The organism is Melioribacteraceae bacterium, from assembly GCA_030584085.1.
In the GTDB taxonomy this organism is placed as follows: Bacteria; Bacteroidota; Ignavibacteria; order Ignavibacteriales; family Melioribacteraceae; genus SURF-28.
In genome coordinates this window covers 633,979-656,845 of record CP129490.1, presented here as the reverse complement: position 1 = coordinate 656,845, position 22,867 = coordinate 633,979, and the positions used below count along the sequence as shown (strand labels likewise).

The following is a 22,867-nucleotide window of genomic DNA, read 5'->3' as shown; positions in this document are numbered from 1 at the left end:
ATATTTATAAAAGTTTGTCCGCTATCTTAAAAAGAATGGTCTATTTATTGTATTCTGAAATGGCGAGTTGTTCAGCTTCTTCTTTCAATTCTTTTGGTAGGATAACATTTTCATAGTACTTCCCGTCCTTCCCTTTTTGATCGGGTGCTGAAAGAAATAGTCCGTTCGATCCATCGACTAACCGGAAACCCTTAAGTATAATTCCGTCATTTGTTTGTAGATCAAGAAAAGCAGCAACCTTACCGGCAGTTTTTGAATCAAGTTTATTCATTCGATATACTTTCATTTATACCTCCTTAAAATAATTATTGTATCAGAATGCACGTGGCATCCACAATTGATTAATTGATGATAAACAAAATTTAGAGTACAACAGTTAGAAGATAGATTCTGAGGTTTGGAATGACATCAAATTAAGAAGTTCAAGATTTATAATCAAGTTTAAATATCATAAAATTATAAACATCACAATTTGGATTCTTCCATTTTAATAGCTATTTCTTCCAGATTTCCGCACATTTCAGCTTTAGCTTGATAAAGACAAACTATATTAAATTATCACAATATTCTGTAGATTTATAGACGTGATTGTCCGGCTAAGGCGATTATTGGCAATTCACCATTTAAGATGAATAATGGAGTTAATATGGAGTTATGGAATTGGACCATTCAGAACAAAGATTTTTTAGAAAGAACTATCAAGCGATGTAAAGAAAACAAAATTTTGTTACCCACATTTGAGCAATTAAAACACCCGCACAAAATTCCCAAAGAGATACAAGAAAAATTAAAATCTATCGGTCTCCAAGATGTTCACCCTCTAAATCTTTTTAGAATTAATTGGAATAACAATCCGAATGACGGATCAATCGGCGGAATTAATTATTTAGAAATTCCCAAGGAAATAACCGGAGTTAAAGCAAGAATAATCGGCTTGGTTGGCAAACACTTCCCAACCGGTGCTCATAAAGTCGGTGCTACATACGGTTGTCTCGCACCTTATTTGGTTACAGGAAGATTCGATCCAGAATACCATAAAGCTGTCTGGCCGTCAACCGGGAATTACTGTCGCGGCGGTGCTTTCAATTCTGCTTTACTTACAGTTCATGCTGTAGCAATTCTTCCGGAAGAAATGAGTCAAGAGAGATTTGATTGGCTTAAAAATATTGGCTCGGAAGTATACGCAACTCCCGGCTGTGAAAGCAACGTAAAAGAAATATATGATAAATGTCACGAACTAGAAGCGGAAAGTGATGAATACCTTATCTTCAACCAATTTGATCAATTCGGAAATCCAATTTGGCACTATGAAATTACGGGAAATACGATTGATGAATTATTCAATCAAATAAAAGAAAAAGATCAACGTTTATCAGCTTATGTAAGTGCTACCGGATCTGCCGGTACAATTGCCGCTGGAGATTATCTGAAAAAAGTTTATCCACACATGAAAGTACTTGCTTCCGAAGCTTTACAATGTCCAACTTTATTAATGAATGGTTTCGGCGGACATAGAATCGAAGGAATTGGCGATAAACACGTTCCATGGATTCACAATGTTAAAAATACCGATGCTGTTTGTGCAATTGATGATGAAGATCCTTTGAGAATATTAAGACTCTTCAACGAAAAAGATGGTCATAATTATTTAAGAAAGCTTGGCGTTAAAGAAGAGATCCTTTCCCGTCTGCCTGAACTTGGAATCTCATGTATCAGTAATTTAATCAGTGCGATTAAACATGCAAAATATTATGAGCTAACCGAAAACGATGTGATATTCACTATTTTTACTGACTCCGCAGACCTTTATCAATCCAGGTTAAAGGAAATGAACGAAGCATGGGGAAGTTACAGCGAAACACAAGCCGCGATTGATTGGAACAGCGTTATTAAACATCAAGGAATTGATTACTTTAAAGAATTGAATTATTATGACAAGAAGAGCATTCATAATCTAAAATACTTTACTTGGGTTGAGCAGCAAGGAAAAGATGTAGATGAACTTAATGCTCAATGGTATGATGAAAATTACTGGGATGAAAGATTTTCAATCGTGCCCGAATGGGATAAACTTATTGAAGAATTTAACAAAAAAGTGAGCTTGTGATTTATAAACCGTTAAAACGGTTAGGACTTTTTTTTACTTATTCATTAACCCACGGATTAATCCGTGGGTTAGCAAGTTCTACAAAACCATATTAACCGCTTCAGCGGTTTTACGGTAACATAATAAATGAAAAAACTAACAAACATATTCATCAACACAAAAGAAAATAAACTTCGATTAGCCGAAATTATTTTCTCCGATATAATTGAAGAGATAAAATTTCTCTCTGATGAAATTGATTGGAAGAATATAAAAGATAAAATATCACTTGATGAATTTAAGTCGAAGAATAAAAAAGAATATGATGATGAGAATGCAATCGATGGTAATTTCAGTTTATTAATGCCCGGCGCCATTGATCCTCACGTACATTTTGACACACCAGGTTTTGAATTTAGAGAAGATTTTGAACACGCATCAACCGCAGCTGCTTACGGTGGTGTAACAACTATAATAGATATGCCTTGTACTTCTCTACCACCGGTTACCGATCTTAAAAACTTCGAAACAAAATTAGATGTAGTAAAAAACCGAAGCTTAATTGATTTTGCTTTTTGGGGCGGAGTGCGCAGACAAGATTTTGATAATCTTCAAAAATTAGAAAAACAAATTATTGAATTATCCGAAGCCGGAGTTGCTGGATATAAAGTTTACGTTATTTCCGGAATGGAAGAGTTTTCCGATTTAACTTACGATCAAATTGAACAAGCCGCGGAAATAGTTAAACAAACCGGTAAACCGATGGCGGTTCACGCAGAAGATAAATCTTTAGTCATTTCACGAAGGGAAGCATTTCAAAAAGAAAATAAAAACAGTTGGAAAGAATACTGCATTGCGAGAGATGTTGAAGCAGAACGAAAAGCAATTGAGCAAATAAAAAACATTTCTGAAAAAACCGATTGCAGAATTCACGTTGTCCATCTTAGCTCAAAAAAAGGAATGGAAATAATTCGAGCAGCCGCTAAAGATAATATTAAACTTACATCCGAAACTTGTCCACATTATTTGTATTTCACCCAAAGTGATTTTGAAAACGATAATATTAGAAATTACCTAAAGACTGCTCCACCGGTAAAATTCGAGGAAGATAAAAATGAATTATGGAAGGCTCTAATAAATAATGAATTAGAATTTGTAACAACAGATCATGCTGGATGCAATCCACTAGACGAAAAACAAGTTGATAATTTCTGGAAAGTATACGGTGGGATACCGGGAGTTGAACATCGAGTTCATTTTTTATTTAGTGAGGGTTTTCTAAAAAACAGATTAACACTTGAGCAGACAATCAAACTGTTGTCGACTAATGCTGCAAAGTTTTTTAATCTTACGGATAAAGGTGAATTATCAGAAAAAAAAGCTTCTGATTTTACATTAATTGATTTATGGAATTCACAAGTTATTTCGGCTGAAAATATGCATAGCAAAGGAAAGTACACTCCTTTTGAAAACATAACTTTTAACGCGGTAGTAAAGCAAACATTTTTACGAGGTGAAGAGATTATGAATCGAGATAAAAATACATTTGGTAAAATTGGTTACGGAAAGTTTATTGAAATAAAAACTTAACCGCAGAGTTGCTAAGGCGCAAAGGGATTACTTTTTCTTTGCGTCTCTGCGTCTTGGCGGTATATAAATTTGAGAGAATTATGAAAATTGCTAACGCTTGGATATGCAGTATAAAAAAGAATTCAATTTCTCCGGTTTTCGGTGATTTGATTTTATCCGATGGTAAAATCAAAGAGATAAAAAAGAAAAACTGGTATGATTATTTAAATGGAAAAACTAGGATCGATAAAAATGCTTACGATGCTAAAGGGAAAGTAATCACTATCCCTAATGTAAATTTTCACGAACACATTTATTCACGTTTATCAAAAGGTTTACCTATAAGCGGGCCGACTGACAACTTCATCAACATTCTCAAGAATCTTTGGTGGAAACTCGATTGCTCACTCGATCACGAAATGACAAGTGCATCCGCCGAAATGGCTTCGCTTGAATCAATTAAGAACGGTGTTACTTATATTTTTGATCATCACGCATCACCGAGAAATACAATCGGCAGTTTGGATGTAATAGGTGACGTGCTTCGTAAAAGAAAATTGAATGGTGTTTTGGCTTTTGAAACATCAGATAGAAACGGAGAATTGCTAAAAACCGAAGGCATAATTGAAAACAGTTCGAGAATAGATTTTGTTGATCCGGACATAAAATATCTTTTCGGACTTCACGCTTCATTTACGTTCAACAATGATACTCTAAAAACCGTATCTGATTTCATTAACGAAAACGATTTGGGAATTCACATTCACTTATGCGAAGATCCGGCAGATAGAAAAATCAGTAAAGATAAATTCGGTAATCTTCCGTTAACACGATTAATAAAGTACAATCTACTTAACGATAAAAGCATTATATCACATGCAATTCATTTAACTAAATCTGAGTATAAAAAAATCTACGAGTACGGAAGCGCAATTGCTTTCAACCCGGATTCAAATCTTAATAACTCTGTCGGAGTTCCAAATTTTAATAATATTCCCAAAGAACAGATAATACTATGCGGTACAGACGGAATGCATGCTGATCCGGCTAAAACTTTGAAGACATTTTTCTTATTGATGAGACATTCCGGTCTATCTTCTGATGAAGCTTTCGAAAGAGTGATCTATACTTATTTCAATCAAATAAAATTTGTTAAAAAGTTTTTCCCCGGTTTTTCAACACTAAACAAAAACGATAAAGCCGATTTCATTATTTGGGATTATGTACCTCCTACCCCTTTCAATAAAAATAATTTTTGGGGACATTACATTTACGGCATAGCCGAAAGTCAAGTTTCATCAACAGTAAAAGGTGGAAAGTTTTTAATGAAGGATAAAAGACTAATTGGAATAAACGAATCAGAAGTTCAAAAAGAAATTTATAAACAAGGTGAAAGATTATTCAAAGAATTCAAAAAGTTGAGATGATTTATGGAAAACATTGCAAAAGAAGTAAACAAGTTAGCTGAAAATTATCAAGATTATTCAGCTGAAAACTTATCAAAGTTGATTCAAAAAAAATCACTAAGCACACAAGAAAAAGATGCGGCAGATGAATTGCAAAGACAAATGAATGAAGCCGGTTTTGATGAAGTAAGAATTGATAAACTAGGGAACGTGATTGGACGAATCGGTAACGGTAAAAAAATAATTGCAATCGACGGACACATTGATACAGTTGATATGGGAAATTTGGATAACTGGAATTTCGATCCGCTCGGTGGCGAGATAAAAGACGGATTTGTTCACGGACGCGGAAGCGTTGATCAGAAAGGCGGTCCTGTTGCTGCTGTTACTGCCGGAAAAATTTTAAAAGAACTTGGATTAACAAACGACATAACTTTATACGTAACCGGAACAGTTATGGAAGAAGACTGCGACGGCTTGTGTTGGAAGTATCTTGTTGAAGAAGAAAACTTAAAACCGGATGCCGTGATAATTACTGAGCCGACAAATTTAAATATTTATCGCGGTCATCGCGGAAGAATGGAAATGAACGCTGAGTTTTTCGGTATTTCTTCGCACGGTTCGGCACCCGAACGAGGAAAGAACGCAATTTATATGGCATCGAAAGCAGCACTCGAAATTGAAAAACTTCACGAAAAATTTGACACTGATGAATTCCTCGGTAAAGGAAGTATAACTGTCACCGAGTTTATTTCTAATAGTCCTTCACTTTGCGCCGTTTCCGATTATGCTAAAATTCATATGGATCGCAGATTGACTTGGGGTGAAGACCGCAAATTAGCTCTTTCCCAAGTAAATGAAATTATTAAGAATATGAAAGCTATAGCATTCTTACTCGATTATAAAACCAAAGCATACACCGGTTTTGAATACGGAATGGAAAAATATTATCCGACTTGGAAACTTGAAGAAGATCATCCGTTGGTTCTAAAAGGGGTTGATGTGTACAAACAATTATTTGAAGCTGATCCAAAGGTTGATAAATGGACTTTCTCCACAAACGGTGTAACGATTAACGGTTATTACAAAATCCCAGTTATAGGTTTTGGTCCCGGCAATGAAGTTTTAGCACACGCACCAAACGAGAAAGTCCCGATTGAACATCTTGTAAAAGCATCAGCGTTCTATGCTTTGTTTGCTATGAGTTATTGATTAGAAATAGAACAAATTGCCGTCGGTTTTAACCGACGGAATACAAACACACTTAAATATAATTGGGCTTTAGCCCCATAATGCAATCTTGAATGGGACTAAAGTCCATATAGATTGGAAATATTTTCTCCGTCCACTTGGCATAGCCATCCCTAAGGGAGAAGTGGACGGCAATTAACTAAATTTTACATTTAGGAGCAACAATGAATCTAAAAGGAAAGCACTTTTTAACTTGTGATGATTGGACAAAAGAAGAATTAGATGTTGTATTCAAAAGATCATTTGAATTAAAGAAAGAATTCTATGAAGAAAAACCACATCTTTACCTTCCTCACAAAACTTTGTTTATGATTTTCTTTGAACAGTCAACCCGCACAAGAAACTCAATGGAAGCAGGAATGACACAACTCGGCGGTCATGCACACGATTTAACAGCCGATAAAATGCAATTATCACACGGCGAATCTGCAAAAGATACGGCAATAATTTTATCAAGAATGGGTCACGGAATTGCTTCTAGAAATTGCTTTTACGGAATCGGTGCTGATTACTTAGCAGAAATGTCAAAGCATTCTACAAAACCGATAATGTCATTACAAGATGATATTTATCATCCGTTTCAAGGACTTGCAGATTTAATGACAATATTTGAAAAATTCGGAAACGATCCGCGCGGATTAAAAGTTACTGTTTCATGGGCCTACGCAGATACACACTCAAAACCTTTGTCAGTTCCACAGACACAAGCTTTACTTTTCCCGAGATTTGGAATCGATTTAACAATTGCTCATCCGAAAGAATTTCCTTTGAGCAAAAACATTGTTGAAAGAGCAAGGAAACGTGCAGACGAAAACGGGACTAAAATTAGTTTCACTAATAACATGGACGAAGCGTTTGAAGGTGCACATGTAGTTATTCCTAAAAACTGGGGCGGTTTTGGAGCTTACGGTGTGCAGGAATATCTCGACAATGAAGACGAATGCAAAAAAGAAATGAAAGTAAATTTGGAAAAGTATCACGATTGGATTTGTGATGATAGAAGAATAAAGTTAGCAGATAAAAATGTAAAACTTATGCACGCACTTCCGGCAGATAGAAATCACGAAGTAACAGATGAAATTTTGGATGATCCAAATATTTCAGTGGTTTTTGACGAAGCAGAAAACCGACTGCATACTGCTAAAGCTATTATGTCTTTGACGATGTAACCGATAGATGAATATAAATTATAAATATATATGCAAAGACTGCAACACAGAATTTGATTCTGCATTAATAGAATCAAAAATGATTTACCTATGTCCCGATTGCGGAAGCTGTGAAAAGAACCAACCACTAAAAGGTGTTCTTACAATTGGATATGATTATGAAAGTCTAATAGCTAATTACAGTAAAGACAAATTACTCAGTTTTATAGCCGGTAAAATATGGGATTATCCTGATCTTTGGCCGGTTGAATTTAATAAGATTGATAAAAATGATTTATATAAACTATCTCTTCCGTCTAATCAAATATTGAAATATAATATTGATGGAAGAGAATTATATTTTCAAGATGAAACTAGAAATCCAACTTATTCTTACAAAGATCGTGCTTCAATTTTAGTCGCACTTAAAGCTAAAGAACTTGGAATTAATGAAATTGCTGCAGCTTCTACCGGAAACGCCGGTTCTTCGCTAGCGGGTATTTGTGCTAGACTTGGAATAACTTCACACATCTTCGTTCCGAAAAACATTCCCGAGGCTAAACGAATTCAAATTCAATCCTACGGTGCAAATATTTATATAGTTGACGGAGACTACGACCAAGCGTTTGATTTGTGTCTGGAAGTTTCAACAAAAAACAATTGGTATAACCGGAACACCGCTTACAATCCATTAACAATTGAAGGAAAGAAATCGGCAGCCTATGATATTTTTATTAATACAAATGGGAATTTGCCTGATTACATTTTTGTCCCGGTTGGGGATGGTGTTATTATAAGCGGAATTTACAAAGGTTTTCTTGAGTTGAAAAAGCTCGGCATAATTGAAAGACTTCCAAAACTTATTGCAGTTCAAGCAGAAGGTAGCTGCGCTGTTGTTGATCATTTTTCTTCTAATAGATTTGAATATAAACCGGCAAATACAATTGCAGACAGCATCAGCGCGGGTGCTCCTCGGAATCTTTTTATGGCAGTAAATGCAGTAAAACAATCAAATGGATTTGGAATTAAAGTCAGCGATGAGGAAATACTTTCTTCTCAAAAGATACTCGCTTATAAAACCGGTTTACTTGTTGAACCTTCGTGTGCTTCAACTTTCGCTGGTTATCAAAAAGTGAAAGACAAATTTGAAAAAGACGAAAAAGTAATGTTGCTTATAACAGGTAGTGGTTTAAAAGATTTTGAGGCATTAAAAAAGTGGAATGAAAAGCTGTCTGTTAAAAGCACTAATGAATGGAAAAGTTTTTTGATTAAAGTTAATTAAATGATGCACCACTCTATAACCGGAATAATTTTAACCGCCGGACTCTCCGGTAGAATGAACAGTTTTAAGCCATTGTTAAAATTAAACGATGGTAAGACTTTCATTCAAAATATTGCTGGAAAACTTATACAAGTTTGTGATGAAGTAATAATTGTAACCGGATTTAAATCGAATGAAATTGAAGAGAATTTGAATTCAATTAAACAGAAAGAGAAGTTGAGATTTGTATTCAACGAAAATTATCAATCGGGAATGTTCACGTCTCTTCAAGCTGGTATAAATGAAGCAAATTCTCAATGGCATCTTTATCACTTTGTAGATCAACCAAGTTTACCGTTAAGTTTTTATTCTGATTTTATTCAACAAATTGATAAGCAATTTAACTGGATTCAACCAAAGTATAACAATAGAAAAGGTCACCCAATTCTATTTGATGATTTCGTAAAGCATAAAATTCTGGAAATCAGTATTGATAAGACACTTCGTGATGTTACACAAGATAATTCAATTAAAAAGAAATTTTGGGAGTGTGATACCGATTTGATTTTTCAGGATTTAGATTCTCCCAAAGATTATAAAAGGACTAAGAATAACTTGACCTAATGGGGCTAAAGCCCAATAATTTTCACCTAAATATTCCGTTGGCTAAAGCCAACGGCAATTATAATTCTCAATTCGCTATTCATTGTCTTCGCTTTTAAGCGATGGATAATAATTCAACAGAAGAACTAATTGGGACTCAGCCCCATTGCCAAACACCTAATTCTTAATTCGCTTTTTAATTGGTAATGTAAAATATCTCTGCTTATCAAACTGGTAAAAAGCATTTGCAACTGCACCCGCAGTTGGAACTAAGCCGATTTCTCCGACTCCCTTTGCCCCGTGCGGACCGATTGGATCTTTCACCTCAACTCCTATCACTTCAACTTCCGGCATTTCTCTTGCTCGAAGTATTCCTAAGTCTCTGAAATTTGTACTCACCGGGAAACCGTCTTTCAACACAAGTTCTTCAGAAATAGCATAACCTAACCCCATATGAACCGAACCTTCAATCTGTCCTTCAAACAAATTCGGATTAATAATTTTTCCCGCATCGTGCGCTGCAATTACTTTTTCAATCTCTCCGTTATCATCCAGTATAACTACTTGAGTTGCATAACTGTAAGAGTAATGAGTAATTATATCTTTATCGGTAGCGCCCGGTTTTGTCGTCCAGTCGCAAATCCATTTCCCTTCGTAAATTTTCCCGCTCAATTCGGATAAATCAGAATTCTCCAAATCTTCTTTTAATTTTTTTGATGCTTCAATAATTGCATTCCCTATGATTGATGTAGCACGTGATGCGGTTGTCATTCCTGCTGTTGCGTTAATTTTTGTATCGACCTTTACTTCAATTATACTCGGATCGATACCGGTTTCATTGCACAAAAATTGAACAGCCATTGTGTTTACGCCCTGCCCCATTTCCGTCCAGCCGTGATGAAGTATAACTTTATCTTTCGATACAATTTCAATTTTCACAACTCCGTCATCAGGCATTCCGTTTCCGATTCCAGTGTTTTTAATCCCGCAGGCAATGCCGGCATAATTTGCGTTATAGAATTGATCTTTAACCGCAAGCAATGTTTCTCTTACGCCCGTTCCCCCTTTTAATATTTGTCCGGTTGAAGCAACTCCGCCATCAACTAATGCATTATTATATCTAAATTGCCATCTATCAAATCCGCCTTGTTCGCAGAGATCGTCTATGCAGTTTTCAATAGCGAATGTAACTTGGTTGACTCCGAAGCCACGCATTGCACCACATGGGATATTATTAGTATATACTGCTTTACTAACTATATCGGCATTAGGAATTGAATAAGCTCCGGTTGCATGTCCGGCAGCTCTTTCCAAAACTTTCATTCCTACTGAAGCATAAGCTCCTGTATCTCCAATTATATCGGCTTTAATTGCTGTCAGCATTCCGTCTTTATCGCAAGCTAATGTATAATCCATTATTAGCGGATGACGTTTAGGATGCATACGAACTGATTCATCTCTATTTAGCTTTACTTTGACTGGTTTATCAAGAAGAAATGCACAGAGTGCTGCGTGATGCTGAACGGATAAATCTTCTTTGCCGCCGAATCCGCCGCCGTTCGGAACAAGTATCACTCTAACTTTTTCTTCAGGTAGATTTAATACCTTTGCAATTTGTTTTCTGTCCTCGTAAACACCTTGTCCTTGTGAGAGAATTTCAACTCCACCCTCTTCAGGTTTTGCAACAGAACATTCGGTTTCTATGTAACCGTGTTCAATAATTTGTGTAGTGTATCTTCCTTTCGAAACAAATGAAGATTCATTAATTGCTTTGTCGGTATCGCCCCGATGAATTTCCGTCGTTGATAAAATATTTCCGGTTGAATGAATTTGAGGCGCATCATTTTTAATTGCTTCGAAAGGATCAGTTACCGGTTTTAAAACTTCGTATTCAATTTTGATGAGTTTTGCAGCTTCTCGTGCAATTGCTTCGTTCTCTGCAACAGCAATAGCCAAAACATCTCCGATGTATCGCGTTTCTTCTCCGATATCAACCATCATCGGCCAATCATGCACAATCAAGCCTGTATTTCTTGTGCCGGGAATATCTTTTGCAGTTACAATTTTCTCTACACCATCTAGTTTTTCTGCTTTTGTAATATCAATCGATAAAACCTTTGCTCTAGGGTGATCACTGAACTTTAATGCACCGTAAACCATGCCTTCTAACTTTACATCTTCAACGTATGGACTGAATCCAAGAACCATATTTTCAGCATTATATTTAGGATATCTTTTACCGACTCCTGTTTGCTTTATTTCGGGTATTGGTATTTCTTTTAATTCACGAATCGCTTCTGCAGCGTATTCAACAGAATCTATTATTTTTTTATAACCGGTGCAGCGGCAAATGTTTGATTGTAATCCCGTAGCAATTTCAGTTCGAGTTGGATTTGGTTTCTTCTTCAGCAGTGCAACCGACTGCATTACAATTCCCGGAATACAGAATCCGCACTGCACTCCGCTTTTTTCAACAAATGCATTCGTGAAAACGCGCTTAGTGTAATCATCCAATCCATCGGGAGTTACAATTTCTTTTCCTTCCAAGCGTTCCATAAAAGTTGTGCAGGATAATCTCCCTTTGCCGTCGATTAAAACCGAGCAGGCACCGCATCCACCTTGAGGCGAGCAGCCATCTTTTACTGTTGTTATTCCTTCTTCGTTGCGCAGAAAACTAAGCAATGATTGCTTAGGAACACCGTTGTATTCTTTTTCAATTCCGTTTAAGTAAAATTTCATTTTAAATCTCGTTTAAAGGAACGCAGATGACACAGAATAAATTGATATTCACAGATAAAATCAGCGAGAATCAGTCGCATCTGTATCATCTGTGTTCCATTGTTGATTAACAAATGTCTCTTTTAAATTTGTTAAATAATAATACATCTCAATAATTTTTTTTGTATTTAACTGTTTATTGTGATCAAATTTTTTCAAAACATTAATTGGGTTCATCTCCAAATCAAAAATTGATTCAAAATACTTATCGCTATATAGAATTTCATTATCGTTAAAAACCAATTCGTGTATTTCATTATCTTCTTTATAAATTAATTTATTTCCTTCAAGGAAATATCCTTTGCTGATTTCATCAAAGCTATCTTTACTTAATGCAAATTTCGGTTTTACTTTATAAGGAGCTCCGCTGGTCGGACAAAATGTATCGCAGTTTCCGCACTCATTACAGAAATCGTTTATATTAATTATCTGATACTTTTGATTAACCTCAAACTCTTCCCAACTTGTTATTTTATAATCTCCATTTTCAAAATTGATTTGAGGATATTTCTTTTTGAAAGGGGCGATTTCATAATAAACGTTTGCGAGATTCGGGCAAACACTTACGCATATATTACATATTTCATCACAGTAAAGACAGCGTAAGGCTTCTTCAACTGCTGTTGCTTCATCCATTACCGGGTTAACTAAATCGAATGAATTACGCTGCTCTAATGGTATAGATTGTAAATCCTTTCCATAAACTCGATGAGATAATTTATGCTGATAATTTTTTAAATCAATCTTCTCAAGATCAGGTTTTAATGTTTTATATTCCTGCTCAATCTTTGATAAAATTATTTTTGCTGCATCTTTGCCGTCGCCAATTGCATTGATTAATGAATCCGCTCCACGAACTGCATCGCCGCCGGCAAAAACGTTTTTAATTTCCGTTTCTTTAGTGTGTGAATTCACTTCCAGTTTTTTATTCGGAAGAAAATCTAAATTTACTTCTTGTCCAATTGCTGTTATAATCGAATCAAACTCCAGTTCATAATCGGAGTTTGGGATTTCAACCGGGCGTCTTCTTCCCGATTCGTCTTCATCGCCGAGTTTCATCTTTATACAAGTTAATCTAAGTCTATCATCAACTTTTTCAATTTTCTTCGGTGTAGTTAGTTCAACAACATTAATTCCTTCATGAATCAATTCTTCAATTTCTTCTTTGTCGGCGGGCATTTCGTTGACTGTTCTTCTGTAGAGCAGCGTTACGCCTTCACCGCCGTTTACCAATCTTTGTGCTGTTCGTGCTGCATCCATCGCGGAGTTCCCGCCGCCTATTACTGCGGCACTTTTACCGAGACTTACTTTTTCACCGAGTTTAATCTTTTCCAAAAATTCAATTTGATCAAAAACGTTTTCATTTTCTTCACCTTCGATTTCAAGTTTCTTCCCTTTCTGTGCACCTACTCCCAAATAAACAAAATCAAACTTATTTCTAATTCCTTCAAAGTCATCTTTAGTTATTGCGCGATTGTAATGGATCTTAACTCCGAGGGATTCAATATTTTTTACATCGAGTTCCAAAAGTTTGTCGTCAATTCTAAACTTTGGTATAGTAGACGAAGCCATTCCTCCGCCGAAACCGTGTGCTTCGAAAACTTCTACGTTAATACCTTCCAACGCTAAAAAGTATGCAGCTGAAAGTCCCGACGGACCCGCACCAATTACTGCTACTTTCTTATTCAAAATTTTTGAAGAATGTTTATCAAAATGATTTGATTCTTTCTCTGCCGCAAACCTTTTTAACTCTCTTATCAAAATTGAATTGTCGATATTCATTCGCGTACACTTGGTTTGGCAAAGATGATCGCAAACCATTCCAGTTATATTCGGCAGTGGATTTTCTCTTACAATCGTTTCGTATGCAGCAGTATAATTTTTATTGCCGATATTATATAAATATTCCGGTACATCTTGATCAATAGCACAGGCTTCAACACAAGGTGGATGAATGCAATCGAGTTCGGTTAACTCTCTGTTTGTTTTTATGTTTTGATGCTTCGCAAAAGATTTTTTGTAACGTCCATCATTAATTACCGATTCAGCATAGGTATTTAAATTCTCAAGTGCGGCTGACTGTAAATCTTCTTTACTGTTTTTACTTAGGATAAACTTGTCAATAGTCGAAGTATTCGCTTTATCCATTTCTGATTGAAGGTTTGACAAATATTGTCGAAGACGTGAATAACCACCAGGACGCAGTAAATCCGAGCAGACGGTAACCGGTGTCAGGTTACAGCTAACAATATCAGCAAAATTAAATGCATCTGCTCCACCGGAAAATGAAAGGTCTAATTTTCCTTGATATTCATTTTGAAGTAACGCGGCCACGTTAATAGTGAGCGGATGAAGCGATCGACCGCTCATATAAACCATCTTTTGATCATTTGGTAACATTTGAGAGGGATTTAACGACTCAAGTGTGTTTGTTAATTTTAAACCAAACTCAACATTGTTTGCTTGTGCACAATTAAGAAGTTCATTTATAAGATTCTTTGCATCATTGAATTTCAAATCGTGTTCAAATGCTTCATCCGGAATTGTTATTTTATAACCTAGCTTTTCGTTTAAGATTTCTCTTAATTTTTCTTTGCCGAGAATTGTGGGATTTAATTTTACGGCTGTATGAAATTTGTATTCATTCATCAAATGTTTTGCTATTGCTTCAATTTCATCAGGCGGACAACCGTGCATTGTTGAAAGTGTAACATTGTTGCTTATCTTGCTCGGTATTTTAATATGAGTAATACGTGGATAAATCTTCTTTAATTTTTCAATTTTTTCCTCAATCTCACTCGAAGCATCTTTCATCTTACACAAAAATGAAGCAACTTTTTCGCTTTTGATTCCTTTTAGATCATAACCAACGCTTATATTAAAAATTGTTTCAAATTCATACTCTTGTTTATCACTGAGAATGTGAAGCAAAATCCATGCATCAATATATTGACCGAGACTCTCTTCAATTCTCAATTCTTGAGACCATTCGCAGTTATAACCTTCATCATACATATCGATACAAGGTTTTGCGACTTCAATCTCATCAAACACTTGAACGGTTTTCAACTCAATATAACGAGCGCCGAATAACCAAGACAAGACAATATTTTGCGAGAGCTGTGTGTGCGGACCGGCTGCAACACCAAGCGGTGCAGCGAGAGTTTGTTTATATCTTTCTACTTTGAAGGGATCGGTTGACTTCGGCTTGAAGAAAAGATCATTGTAATAACCAAAAATCCTTCCTTCTTTTTCTTCGGACAGCATCCATTTCAAAACTTTTTCAAGCGGGTAGATGTGTAATTTATCTTGCATAATTTTTATTCTGTTTTCCGTTTTATACTTATTATTTCTGCTGCAATGCTTACTGCGATTTCTTCCGGAGTTTCGGCTTCAATTTCTAATCCTATTGGAGTGTAAACTTTATCAAAGAGTTTTTTATCGACTCCATCTTTGACAAGATTGTTAAACACAGTTTTAATTTTACGGGCGCTTCCCATCATACCAATATATTTTAGATCCAAGTTAATTACAGAACAGAGCGCATCTTTATCTCCCATATGCATCGGTGTTACAATAATTGCATAAGATTTGCTTCCTTCTTTTATAAATTGATTTACATCCTTATAATCGGTTATAATTTTTTCATCTGCATAAGTGTTTTGATTCATAGTAAAAACATCCTCGCGGTGATCAAATACAACAACATAAAAACCGATGAACTTCATAATTTGCGAAACCGCCAAACCAACGTGTCCCCCGCCAATTATATAAGCAGTATCCGTAAAACCGATATTTTCTTTGTAGATATAATCAGTGTCATTTTCGTAATTGAAAGTACAATCATCTTTTTGAGATTGGGAGGAATCATAATCAAACAAGTTATATGATAATTTCAATATACCGTTCTCACGCTTATTGAGATTCTCTAATATTTTATCAATCGACTTAATTTCTTCAGAAGCTAATAACGAAAAAATAATTGTTTGATATCCACCGCAGATTAAGCCGGATTCTTCAAGATCTGTTTTAGGAGAATGTTGTAATCTTTTAATTTGTTTTTCTTCTTTCCTGGAAAGAAGTTCAATCCCATAATCAATTAACTGTTTCTCCATAATTCCGCCGCCGACAGTACCTTTTGTCAAACCGCTCTGCGTCAACAACATTTTAAATCCTTGTCGTCCGGGAGAATGATTTGAAGAATCAGCTACGGTTAAAAGGAGAACTTTATCATATTCGTTTATATTATCTCTCGCAAATTGCCAGAATCTTTTTTCATTCAAATTTTCACCTATCCTATTTCGGAAGAAGCCATTTTAGATCTTTCTTTTGCAGTTTTTCTGCCTTGGTACAATTGCATCAAAGTTTTCTCGTGTGTAATCGGAGAAGAATATTTCAAATCAACATAAGGATTGAAAGCTTTAACAGCATTTGAAATTGCAAAAAATGCTCCAATACCGTACATCAATGGCGGCTCACCGACTGCTTTTGATTTGAAAGGTCCGTAAGGATTTTCCGATTCTTCTAAAAAATATGTCTCAATTATTTTTGGTGCAGAATAAATATCAGGGATTTTATATGTCGATAAGGAATTTGAGTTAAGCCTGCCTTTACTGTCCTGTACAAGTTCTTCGACCGTCATCCAGCCGATACCTTGCACAATCCCGCCTTCAACCTGTCCCAAATCAATTGCGTGATTTAGAGTCTTGCCGTAATCGTGAACAACTTTTACTGAATCAATTTCATAAGTGCCTCGCAGACAATCAACGGTAACTTCAGTAATTGCTGTTCCGTAAACGTGATAAGCGAACGGGTGACCTTGTTCTTTCTTTTTGTCGAAATAGATATCAGGAGTTGCATAAAACGCCTGAGCCGTTAAACTAATTCTATGTTGATTTGCTGATCGAATTAATTTATTCCAATCAAGTTCAGTTTCTTGTCCGTTGCACAAAATTCTTCCGTCAACTATTTCGATATTATTTTCATCATCTAACTTTAGTAAATCAGCAGCGTGTTTTTTAAGACGAGAAAGCAAACTGCTGCATGCAAAAAGAAGAGCGTTCCCATTAAGATCGGCAGCACTGCTTGCTGCAGTCGGCGAAGTGTTTGCAACTCTGGTTGTGTTTGTCGATTCGACTTTTACTTTAGCTTTATCAATCGAAAAAACTTTTGAAGCAATATTTATCATCTTTTCGTTTACGCCTTGTCCCATTTCAACTGCGGCAGTACTCACCGAAACAGAACCATCAGTGTAAATATGAACTAAAGCGCTGGCTTGGTTCATCATAGTATTTGTGAATGAGATACCGAAACAAACCGGCATAAACGAAACACCTTTTTTCTTTAAGGTATTGTGTTTATTAAACTCTTCGACTGAACTTTTTATCGTATCAAATGAATATTTTGTTTCAGCTTTGTTCCAACATCTCGAAGCATTAACCCTTTCAGCAATCTGACCGTAGTAAAATTTGTTTCCTTCTGCGAGTAAATTTTTCTTTTGAATTATGTACGGCTCAATTCCAATTTTATTCGCGGCTTTATGAATAGCAGATTCAATCACGAACATACCTTGCGGTCCGCCGAATCCTCTGAATGCTGTGTTAGGCGGAAGATTTGTTTTGCACGAAATTGCAGTAGCTTTAACGTTTGGTATGAAGTAACTATTTGTAGTATGAAATAATGTTCTTTCCAAAACTGCGGGAGAAAGATCAGCTGCGGCTCCGGCATTTTGATAGAATGTAACTTCGTATGCTAAAATTTTATAATCTTTTGATAGACCAATTTTATAATCGGCAGAGTAAGGATGACGTTTGCCCGTCATTCTTAAATCGTCGTGGCGGTGAAGTATCAACTTGACCGGTTTATTAGTTAACTTTGCTCCAAGTGCTGCCATCACAGCCCAAGGAGTTGCTTGATCTTCTTTACCACCGAAAGCACCGCCTAATCGTAACACATCAACTTCAACTTGATGCATCTTTAAGTTAAGTACTTTTGCAGCAGTGCTTTGAACTGCTGTTGGACCTTGTGTCGATGAATAAATTTTTATTCCTCTGCCTTCAGACGGAACTGCAACAGCACCTTGTGTTTCGAGATATAAATGTTCTTGTCCGCTTATTTCGATTCTGTCTTCAATTATATATTCACAATCGTTAAAAGAATTTTCAACATCGCCCATGGAGAAAATTCTTGGTGGGATTATTAAACTTCCCTTTTCATAAGCTTCACGTGGATCGGTTATTGGAGTTAGTTCTTCATATTCAATTTTAATTTTGCTCTTAGCTTTCTTTGCAATCATTTCAGTTTCAGCAATAACTATTGCAATAGGTTCGCCGATAAATTGAACTGTGCCTTCTGCAAGTAAATGTTCATCGGGAATTATATTACCGATTTGATTTTCACCCGGTATATCTTTGTAAGTAATAACCTTGACAACACCGGGGACTTTGAGAGTTTCCGACAAATCGAGTTTGGTAATTTTACCGTGTGCTATTTTTGAATCGAAAACAGATGCATACAATGTACCTTGCGGAACCGGCATATCATCAACAAAAATTGATTCCCCTTTTACGTGTTTTATTACGTCACTCGATTTCATACAATTTCTTTCTCGTTTATTAATTGCGGGAACAACTTTAGAAAGTGTGCTTTTACTAATTGACCAAGCAATATTTTTTTATACTCAGCACTTCCTCTTACATCGCTTATCGGTGATATTTCATTTTGCATAACTGCTAAAGCAGAATCAATTGTATCGATTGAAATATCCTTGCCGATTAAATATTGATTTGTCTCTTTCAATAATTTGGGAACCGGTGCAACACCACCGGCAGAAATAAAAATATTTTTTATTCTATTACTGTTGGTTTCTATTAACATTGCCGTGTTAACTGATGCAATATCTAAGTAAGTTCTTTTAGAAACTTTTTCAAAACTAAAATTGAAATTGTTTTGAGGAACTTCGAACCAAACTGCTTTTATGAATTCATCTTCTTTTTTATTGAGTTTTTTATAATCGAGGTAATATTCCGAAAGTGGGACTTCTCTTTCATATTTGCCATTGGATAAAATTAATGTGGAGTTTAGCGCAAGAAGAATAAGCGTTAAATCTCCAATCGGTGAAGCGTTTGATAAGTTGCCGCCGATCGTTGCAGAATTTCTAATAGGAAGGGAGGCAATTAAATCAATATCCCTTTTTATTGATGGAATAATCTTTCGTAATATTTCGGATTGCTTGAATTCTTCAAAAGTTGTTCCGCCGCCAAGTTCAATGCGATTGTTATTTTCAACAATGTAATTCAAATGCTGATGTTCGAGAAAAGCAGCATCTCTTTCTAAAAGATCATCCGGTTTCTGTACGAACAAATCACTTCCGCCGCCGATAAAGATAGTTGATTTCTCATTTGCTTCGACTTGCTCTAATATTATTTCCTTCAATCTGTTTTCAATATCGACAAATGTTTTCGGCAGCACATTTTTCTCAATTAGATATGAAATGTGACTTGATTCGTTAGCATCTTTAAGTTCAGTTATAACTTTATCAACAGCACGAATAATTGAATGATAACCTGTACAGCGACAAATATTTCCGGCAATTGCGTTGATTGCTTCATCGTGAGAATATTTGAAGTTATTAAGCAGATAAAAAGTAAACGACATTATAAATCCTGGTGTGCAGAACCCGCATTGCGAAGCATTTTCATCGGCAAAAATTTGCTGTTGAAGAAGTAACTCGCTTTTGTTTATGCCTTCTATTGTTACAACGTGTTTACCTTGACAATTTCCAACCGGATAAATACACGAAGTCACAGTTTTATATTTGAGTTTTCCTTCGACGAGTTCACCGAGCAAAACAGTGCACGCTCCGCAGTCACCTTCTTTGCAGACTTCCTTTGTTCCGGTTAAATGTTTCTCTTTACGAATGAAATCTAATAGTGGGAGGGATGGATTTACATCTGTTTGAATTAATGATTGATTTAGTATGAACGATAACTTTGAATTTTTCACGTATGTCTCAAACAATTTCCTAAAAATTACCCAATAATTGAGACAAAATAAACTAAATCAGAATATATTGATCTGATAGTGAGTATCGGTATCGCTTAGTTGATCAACAAAAAAGGAAAAACCCGGACAATAGAGAAAAAGAATATTTGTCCGGGTTTGAGTAAAGGAAAATTAATTGTAACGCAGTTCTTCCTCTTCAACGGCACGTAATTCAGATAAATTAAATTTACTCAAGGATCCTTTTAATTCACTTGATGATTCAGAAAGTTTACGAACTGAATCTTTAATCTGACTAATGTGCAAACTATAATCTTCGGTTACTAATCTTATGCTTTCAACATTTTGAGAAATGACAGCGCTGGTTGTACTTTGTTCTTCATTTGCCGCAGCAAGATGCTTTATTGTTATTGAAACTTCATCGGCACCTTTAATAATTTCTTCCAGTGCAGTATTTGCTTGATATGCTAATTTTTTCCCGGTTTCAACTTCTTTAGTTCCTTCGTTAATGACAAGAACCGCGTCAGAAGTATCTTTCTGAATTCTATTTAACATATCTTCGATTTCTTCGGTTGCATTAGTTGTTCTTTCGGCAAGCTTTCTTACTTCATCAGCAACTACTGCAAATCCACGACCTTGTTCACCAGCTCTCGCAGCTTCAATAGCGGCATTCAATGCAAGCAAGTTTGTCTGATCTGCAATTTCATTAATTACTTTTATAATCTCACCGATTTTATTTGTGTTGTTCGCAAGTTCATGAATTGTTTTTTCGGATTTAGAAACAACATCAGCAATTCTTTGAATACCTTTAATTGTTTCGGTGACAACATTACCACCTTCTTTAGCCTTTTCACCGGCTTTATCAGCAAGTTGTGAAGTTGTTAACGCACTCTTACTATTATCTTGAATTGTAGTTGTCATCTCTTCAATAGCTGAGGCTACTTCATAAGTTTGGCTCTTTTGTCTTTCTGATCCATGAACTAATTCTTCTGTTCCGTTATAGATAGAACCTGTCATCATTTCTAGTTCGTGCGAATTGCTGATTACTTTTAATAGAATATCATTAAGTGCATCAACAACTGCATTGATGTTATCTTTGATTAACTTATAATCACCTTTGTAATTATTCTCCATTTTTACGGTAAGATTACCGCGAGCAATCTCGTTTAATACAACCGTAGCTTCTCTAATCGGTTCGATCATCGAATCAAGAATGGAGTTTATACCTATAATAAATTTCTGCCAATCACCGTTGAACTTCGAAACATCACCTTGAAGCGAAAGGTCGCCAATTTTATTAGCTTCAACAAGCATATCTGCTTCTAATAATAAATTTTGAAGAATATCGACTTGCTTATTAATTGAGTATGCTAATTCATCTTGTTCCGAAGCGGGAGTAACTTTATTAAGTTTTCCTTCCGCAACATTTTTAACTGCTTGAATTTTTTCAAGCTGCTTTTCTTTCATATGGTTCATCAGATCAGCAAGTTCACCAAATTCATCTTTTCTATCTAAATTCAGATTTACATTATAATTTCCATTTGCGAATTGCAATACAGAGTTCTTAAGTTCATTAATCGGTTTGCTGATTGTCGGCGCTAAGTAAAAAGCGGCAAAAAAGAAAAATAAAGCTCCTACAATCATACCAATTACTATTGACGTTTTAGAATATGATATTTGGCCTGCCATATCATTATCTAATGCGACAGCAGTTGCATCGAGTTCTTTGACAATCATTTCAAACTTTTTAACTAATTGATCACCAACTTCTTTGCCTGAAGTTGCAGCAATAATAGCTGCCATATCAAACATTTGAGATGCGCTGGCACTTATAATACCGTCGGCAACTAATCCTTTATAATTTTGCCAGATAGATTGAATATCGGTTAAAGCGGTTTCAATCACTTCATTATTGAACTGAGTTTCACCGAGACTAACTAACGACGAATCAAAGTCTGCACTGAAACCTCTGTAGGTTTGTTCATTCTTACTAAACTCATCGGCAAATTCGGGAATTGATAATTGAAGAAGTACAAATTGCATTTGCTGAAATTCGGTGTACATCTCTTTTAGTTCAACCATCGGCTCCATATAATCCGAGAAAATATTTTCTTTGGTTGTTTCAAAAGCTGATATACGCACATAATCATTCAATGCAATAAATGTTGATATAACCGCGATAATCAAAAATCCAATTTGAATTTTTCTAACAAATTTCAGATTGTTTAATTTGTTTAGCATTTTTTTCTCATTGTAATTGAAAACTTATTGGAAGGGACAATTTAACTTTTACTGCTTGTCCATTATTTTTACCGGGTACAAACTTTGCTTTTTTAATTGCTTCAACAGCTGCTTCATCACAACCGCCGCCAATACCTTTTATTACTTGAACATCTTCTACATTACCGCTTTCATTTATAAAAGCCATAACAAATACTTTTCCCGTAATACCGGCTTTTCTTGCAATCTCCGGATATTTAATAGTTTTATACAGATTTGGTAATCCACCTTCGACTTCCGGCATTTGTTCTGCAAATGCTAAATATGGATCTGCTTGATTCACTCCTGAATCAGCGACTAATACATTTTGATTTATGATTCCTGTAAATACAAAAACAATAAAAACGATCAAAAATGAATTGTTTTTTAATTTAGAGAGCATGACTCATTTCTCCTTTTGTGAAAAGTTTTAAGATAACTTGCTATATCATCGAAAATTTTTGGCGAGATTTTATGCTTTGGAGAGATTTTTTTTATTTTTTTT

The 22,867-nt window shown here is 35.5% G+C and carries 15 protein-coding genes; 7 read left to right on the top strand and 8 right to left on the bottom strand.

Going from position 1 to position 22,867, the window contains the following annotated elements; translation table 11 throughout:
- Positions 1-40: 40 nt before the first annotated feature.
- Positions 41-286: a septation protein SpoVG family protein gene (locus QY331_02970; protein ID WKZ70218.1), complete on the bottom strand. Its 246-nt coding sequence runs from the start codon at positions 284-286 to the stop codon at positions 41-43.
- A 360-nt stretch (positions 287-646) separates the two neighbouring features.
- Between QY331_02970 and QY331_02965 the strand changes: the two genes are divergently transcribed.
- From QY331_02965 to QY331_02935, 7 genes are all read left to right on the top strand, one after another.
- Positions 647-2,107: a pyridoxal-phosphate dependent enzyme gene (locus tag QY331_02965; protein WKZ70217.1), complete on the top strand. Its 1,461-nt coding sequence runs from the start codon at positions 647-649 to the stop codon at positions 2,105-2,107.
- A 126-nt stretch (positions 2,108-2,233) separates the two neighbouring features.
- Positions 2,234-3,676 carry an amidohydrolase family protein gene (locus QY331_02960; GenBank protein ID WKZ70216.1) on the top strand — a complete coding sequence of 481 codons (1,443 nt, stop codon included), beginning with the start codon at positions 2,234-2,236 and terminating at the stop codon, positions 3,674-3,676.
- A gap of 80 nt (positions 3,677-3,756) precedes the next feature.
- Positions 3,757-5,082 (top strand): amidohydrolase family protein, encoded by a 1,326-nt coding sequence (locus QY331_02955; GenBank protein ID WKZ70215.1) that lies wholly within the window; start codon positions 3,757-3,759, stop codon positions 5,080-5,082.
- A gap of 3 nt (positions 5,083-5,085) precedes the next feature.
- Positions 5,086-6,273, top strand: coding sequence for a YgeY family selenium metabolism-linked hydrolase (locus QY331_02950; GenBank protein ID WKZ70214.1), 1,188 nt, complete (start codon positions 5,086-5,088; stop codon positions 6,271-6,273).
- Between the two features lie 203 nt (positions 6,274-6,476).
- Positions 6,477-7,481 carry a hypothetical protein gene (locus tag QY331_02945; protein WKZ70213.1) on the top strand — a complete coding sequence of 335 codons (1,005 nt, stop codon included), beginning with the start codon at positions 6,477-6,479 and terminating at the stop codon, positions 7,479-7,481.
- A 79-nt stretch (positions 7,482-7,560) separates the two neighbouring features.
- Positions 7,561-8,742: a threonine synthase gene (thrC, locus tag QY331_02940; GenBank protein WKZ70212.1), complete on the top strand. Its 1,182-nt coding sequence runs from the start codon at positions 7,561-7,563 to the stop codon at positions 8,740-8,742.
- Positions 8,743-9,345 (top strand): NTP transferase domain-containing protein, encoded by a 603-nt coding sequence (locus QY331_02935; protein ID WKZ70211.1) that lies wholly within the window; start codon positions 8,743-8,745, stop codon positions 9,343-9,345.
- 156 nt (positions 9,346-9,501) lie between these two features.
- Here the strand turns inward: QY331_02935 and xdh are convergent, their stop codons facing one another.
- From xdh to QY331_02900, 7 genes are all read right to left on the bottom strand, one after another.
- A complete protein-coding gene (gene xdh, locus QY331_02930; protein WKZ70210.1) occupies positions 9,502-12,063 on the bottom strand; it encodes a selenium-dependent xanthine dehydrogenase in 2,562 nt (853 codons plus the stop codon).
- Positions 12,064-12,123: 60 nt separating this feature from the next.
- Positions 12,124-15,417: a putative selenate reductase subunit YgfK gene (gene ygfK / locus QY331_02925; protein WKZ70209.1), complete on the bottom strand. Its 3,294-nt coding sequence runs from the start codon at positions 15,415-15,417 to the stop codon at positions 12,124-12,126.
- Between the two features lie 5 nt (positions 15,418-15,422).
- Positions 15,423-16,385, bottom strand: a complete 963-nt coding sequence (locus tag QY331_02920) for an XdhC family protein (protein ID WKZ70208.1) — start codon at positions 16,383-16,385, stop codon at positions 15,423-15,425.
- Between the two features lie 8 nt (positions 16,386-16,393).
- Positions 16,394-18,697 (bottom strand): molybdopterin-dependent oxidoreductase, encoded by a 2,304-nt coding sequence (locus tag QY331_02915; protein WKZ70207.1) that lies wholly within the window; start codon positions 18,695-18,697, stop codon positions 16,394-16,396.
- Entirely contained in the window at positions 18,694-20,106 is a 1,413-nt protein-coding gene (locus tag QY331_02910) for an FAD binding domain-containing protein (GenBank protein WKZ70206.1), read from the bottom strand. The genes QY331_02915 and QY331_02910 overlap by 4 nt, the downstream gene beginning before the upstream one ends.
- A 171-nt stretch (positions 20,107-20,277) precedes the next feature.
- Positions 20,278-22,344 carry a methyl-accepting chemotaxis protein gene (locus tag QY331_02905; protein WKZ70205.1) on the bottom strand — a complete coding sequence of 689 codons (2,067 nt, stop codon included), beginning with the start codon at positions 22,342-22,344 and terminating at the stop codon, positions 20,278-20,280.
- Between the two features lie 7 nt (positions 22,345-22,351).
- Positions 22,352-22,765, bottom strand: coding sequence for an energy transducer TonB (locus QY331_02900; GenBank protein ID WKZ70204.1), 414 nt, complete (start codon positions 22,763-22,765; stop codon positions 22,352-22,354).
- Positions 22,766-22,867 lie beyond the last annotated feature (102 nt).

Coding starts and splice junctions, on each gene's coding strand:
- QY331_02970 (WKZ70218.1), bottom strand. CDS start 286: ATGAAAGTATATCGAATGAATAAACTTGATTCAAAAACTGCCGGTAAG.
- ygfK (WKZ70209.1), bottom strand. CDS start 15,417: ATGCAAGATAAATTACACATCTACCCGCTTGAAAAAGTTTTGAAATGG.
- thrC (WKZ70212.1), top strand. CDS start 7,561: ATGATTTACCTATGTCCCGATTGCGGAAGCTGTGAAAAGAACCAACCA.
- QY331_02960 (WKZ70216.1), top strand. CDS start 2,234: ATGAAAAAACTAACAAACATATTCATCAACACAAAAGAAAATAAACTT.
- QY331_02935 (WKZ70211.1), top strand. CDS start 8,743: ATGATGCACCACTCTATAACCGGAATAATTTTAACCGCCGGACTCTCC.
- QY331_02945 (WKZ70213.1), top strand. CDS start 6,477: ATGAATCTAAAAGGAAAGCACTTTTTAACTTGTGATGATTGGACAAAA.
- QY331_02965 (WKZ70217.1), top strand. CDS start 647: ATGGAGTTATGGAATTGGACCATTCAGAACAAAGATTTTTTAGAAAGA.
- QY331_02905 (WKZ70205.1), bottom strand. CDS start 22,344: ATGCTAAACAAATTAAACAATCTGAAATTTGTTAGAAAAATTCAAATT.
- QY331_02950 (WKZ70214.1), top strand. CDS start 5,086: ATGGAAAACATTGCAAAAGAAGTAAACAAGTTAGCTGAAAATTATCAA.
- xdh (WKZ70210.1), bottom strand. CDS start 12,063: ATGAAATTTTACTTAAACGGAATTGAAAAAGAATACAACGGTGTTCCT.
- QY331_02900 (WKZ70204.1), bottom strand. CDS start 22,765: ATGCTCTCTAAATTAAAAAACAATTCATTTTTGATCGTTTTTATTGTT.
- QY331_02955 (WKZ70215.1), top strand. CDS start 3,757: ATGAAAATTGCTAACGCTTGGATATGCAGTATAAAAAAGAATTCAATT.
- QY331_02915 (WKZ70207.1), bottom strand. CDS start 18,697: ATGAAATCGAGTGACGTAATAAAACACGTAAAAGGGGAATCAATTTTT.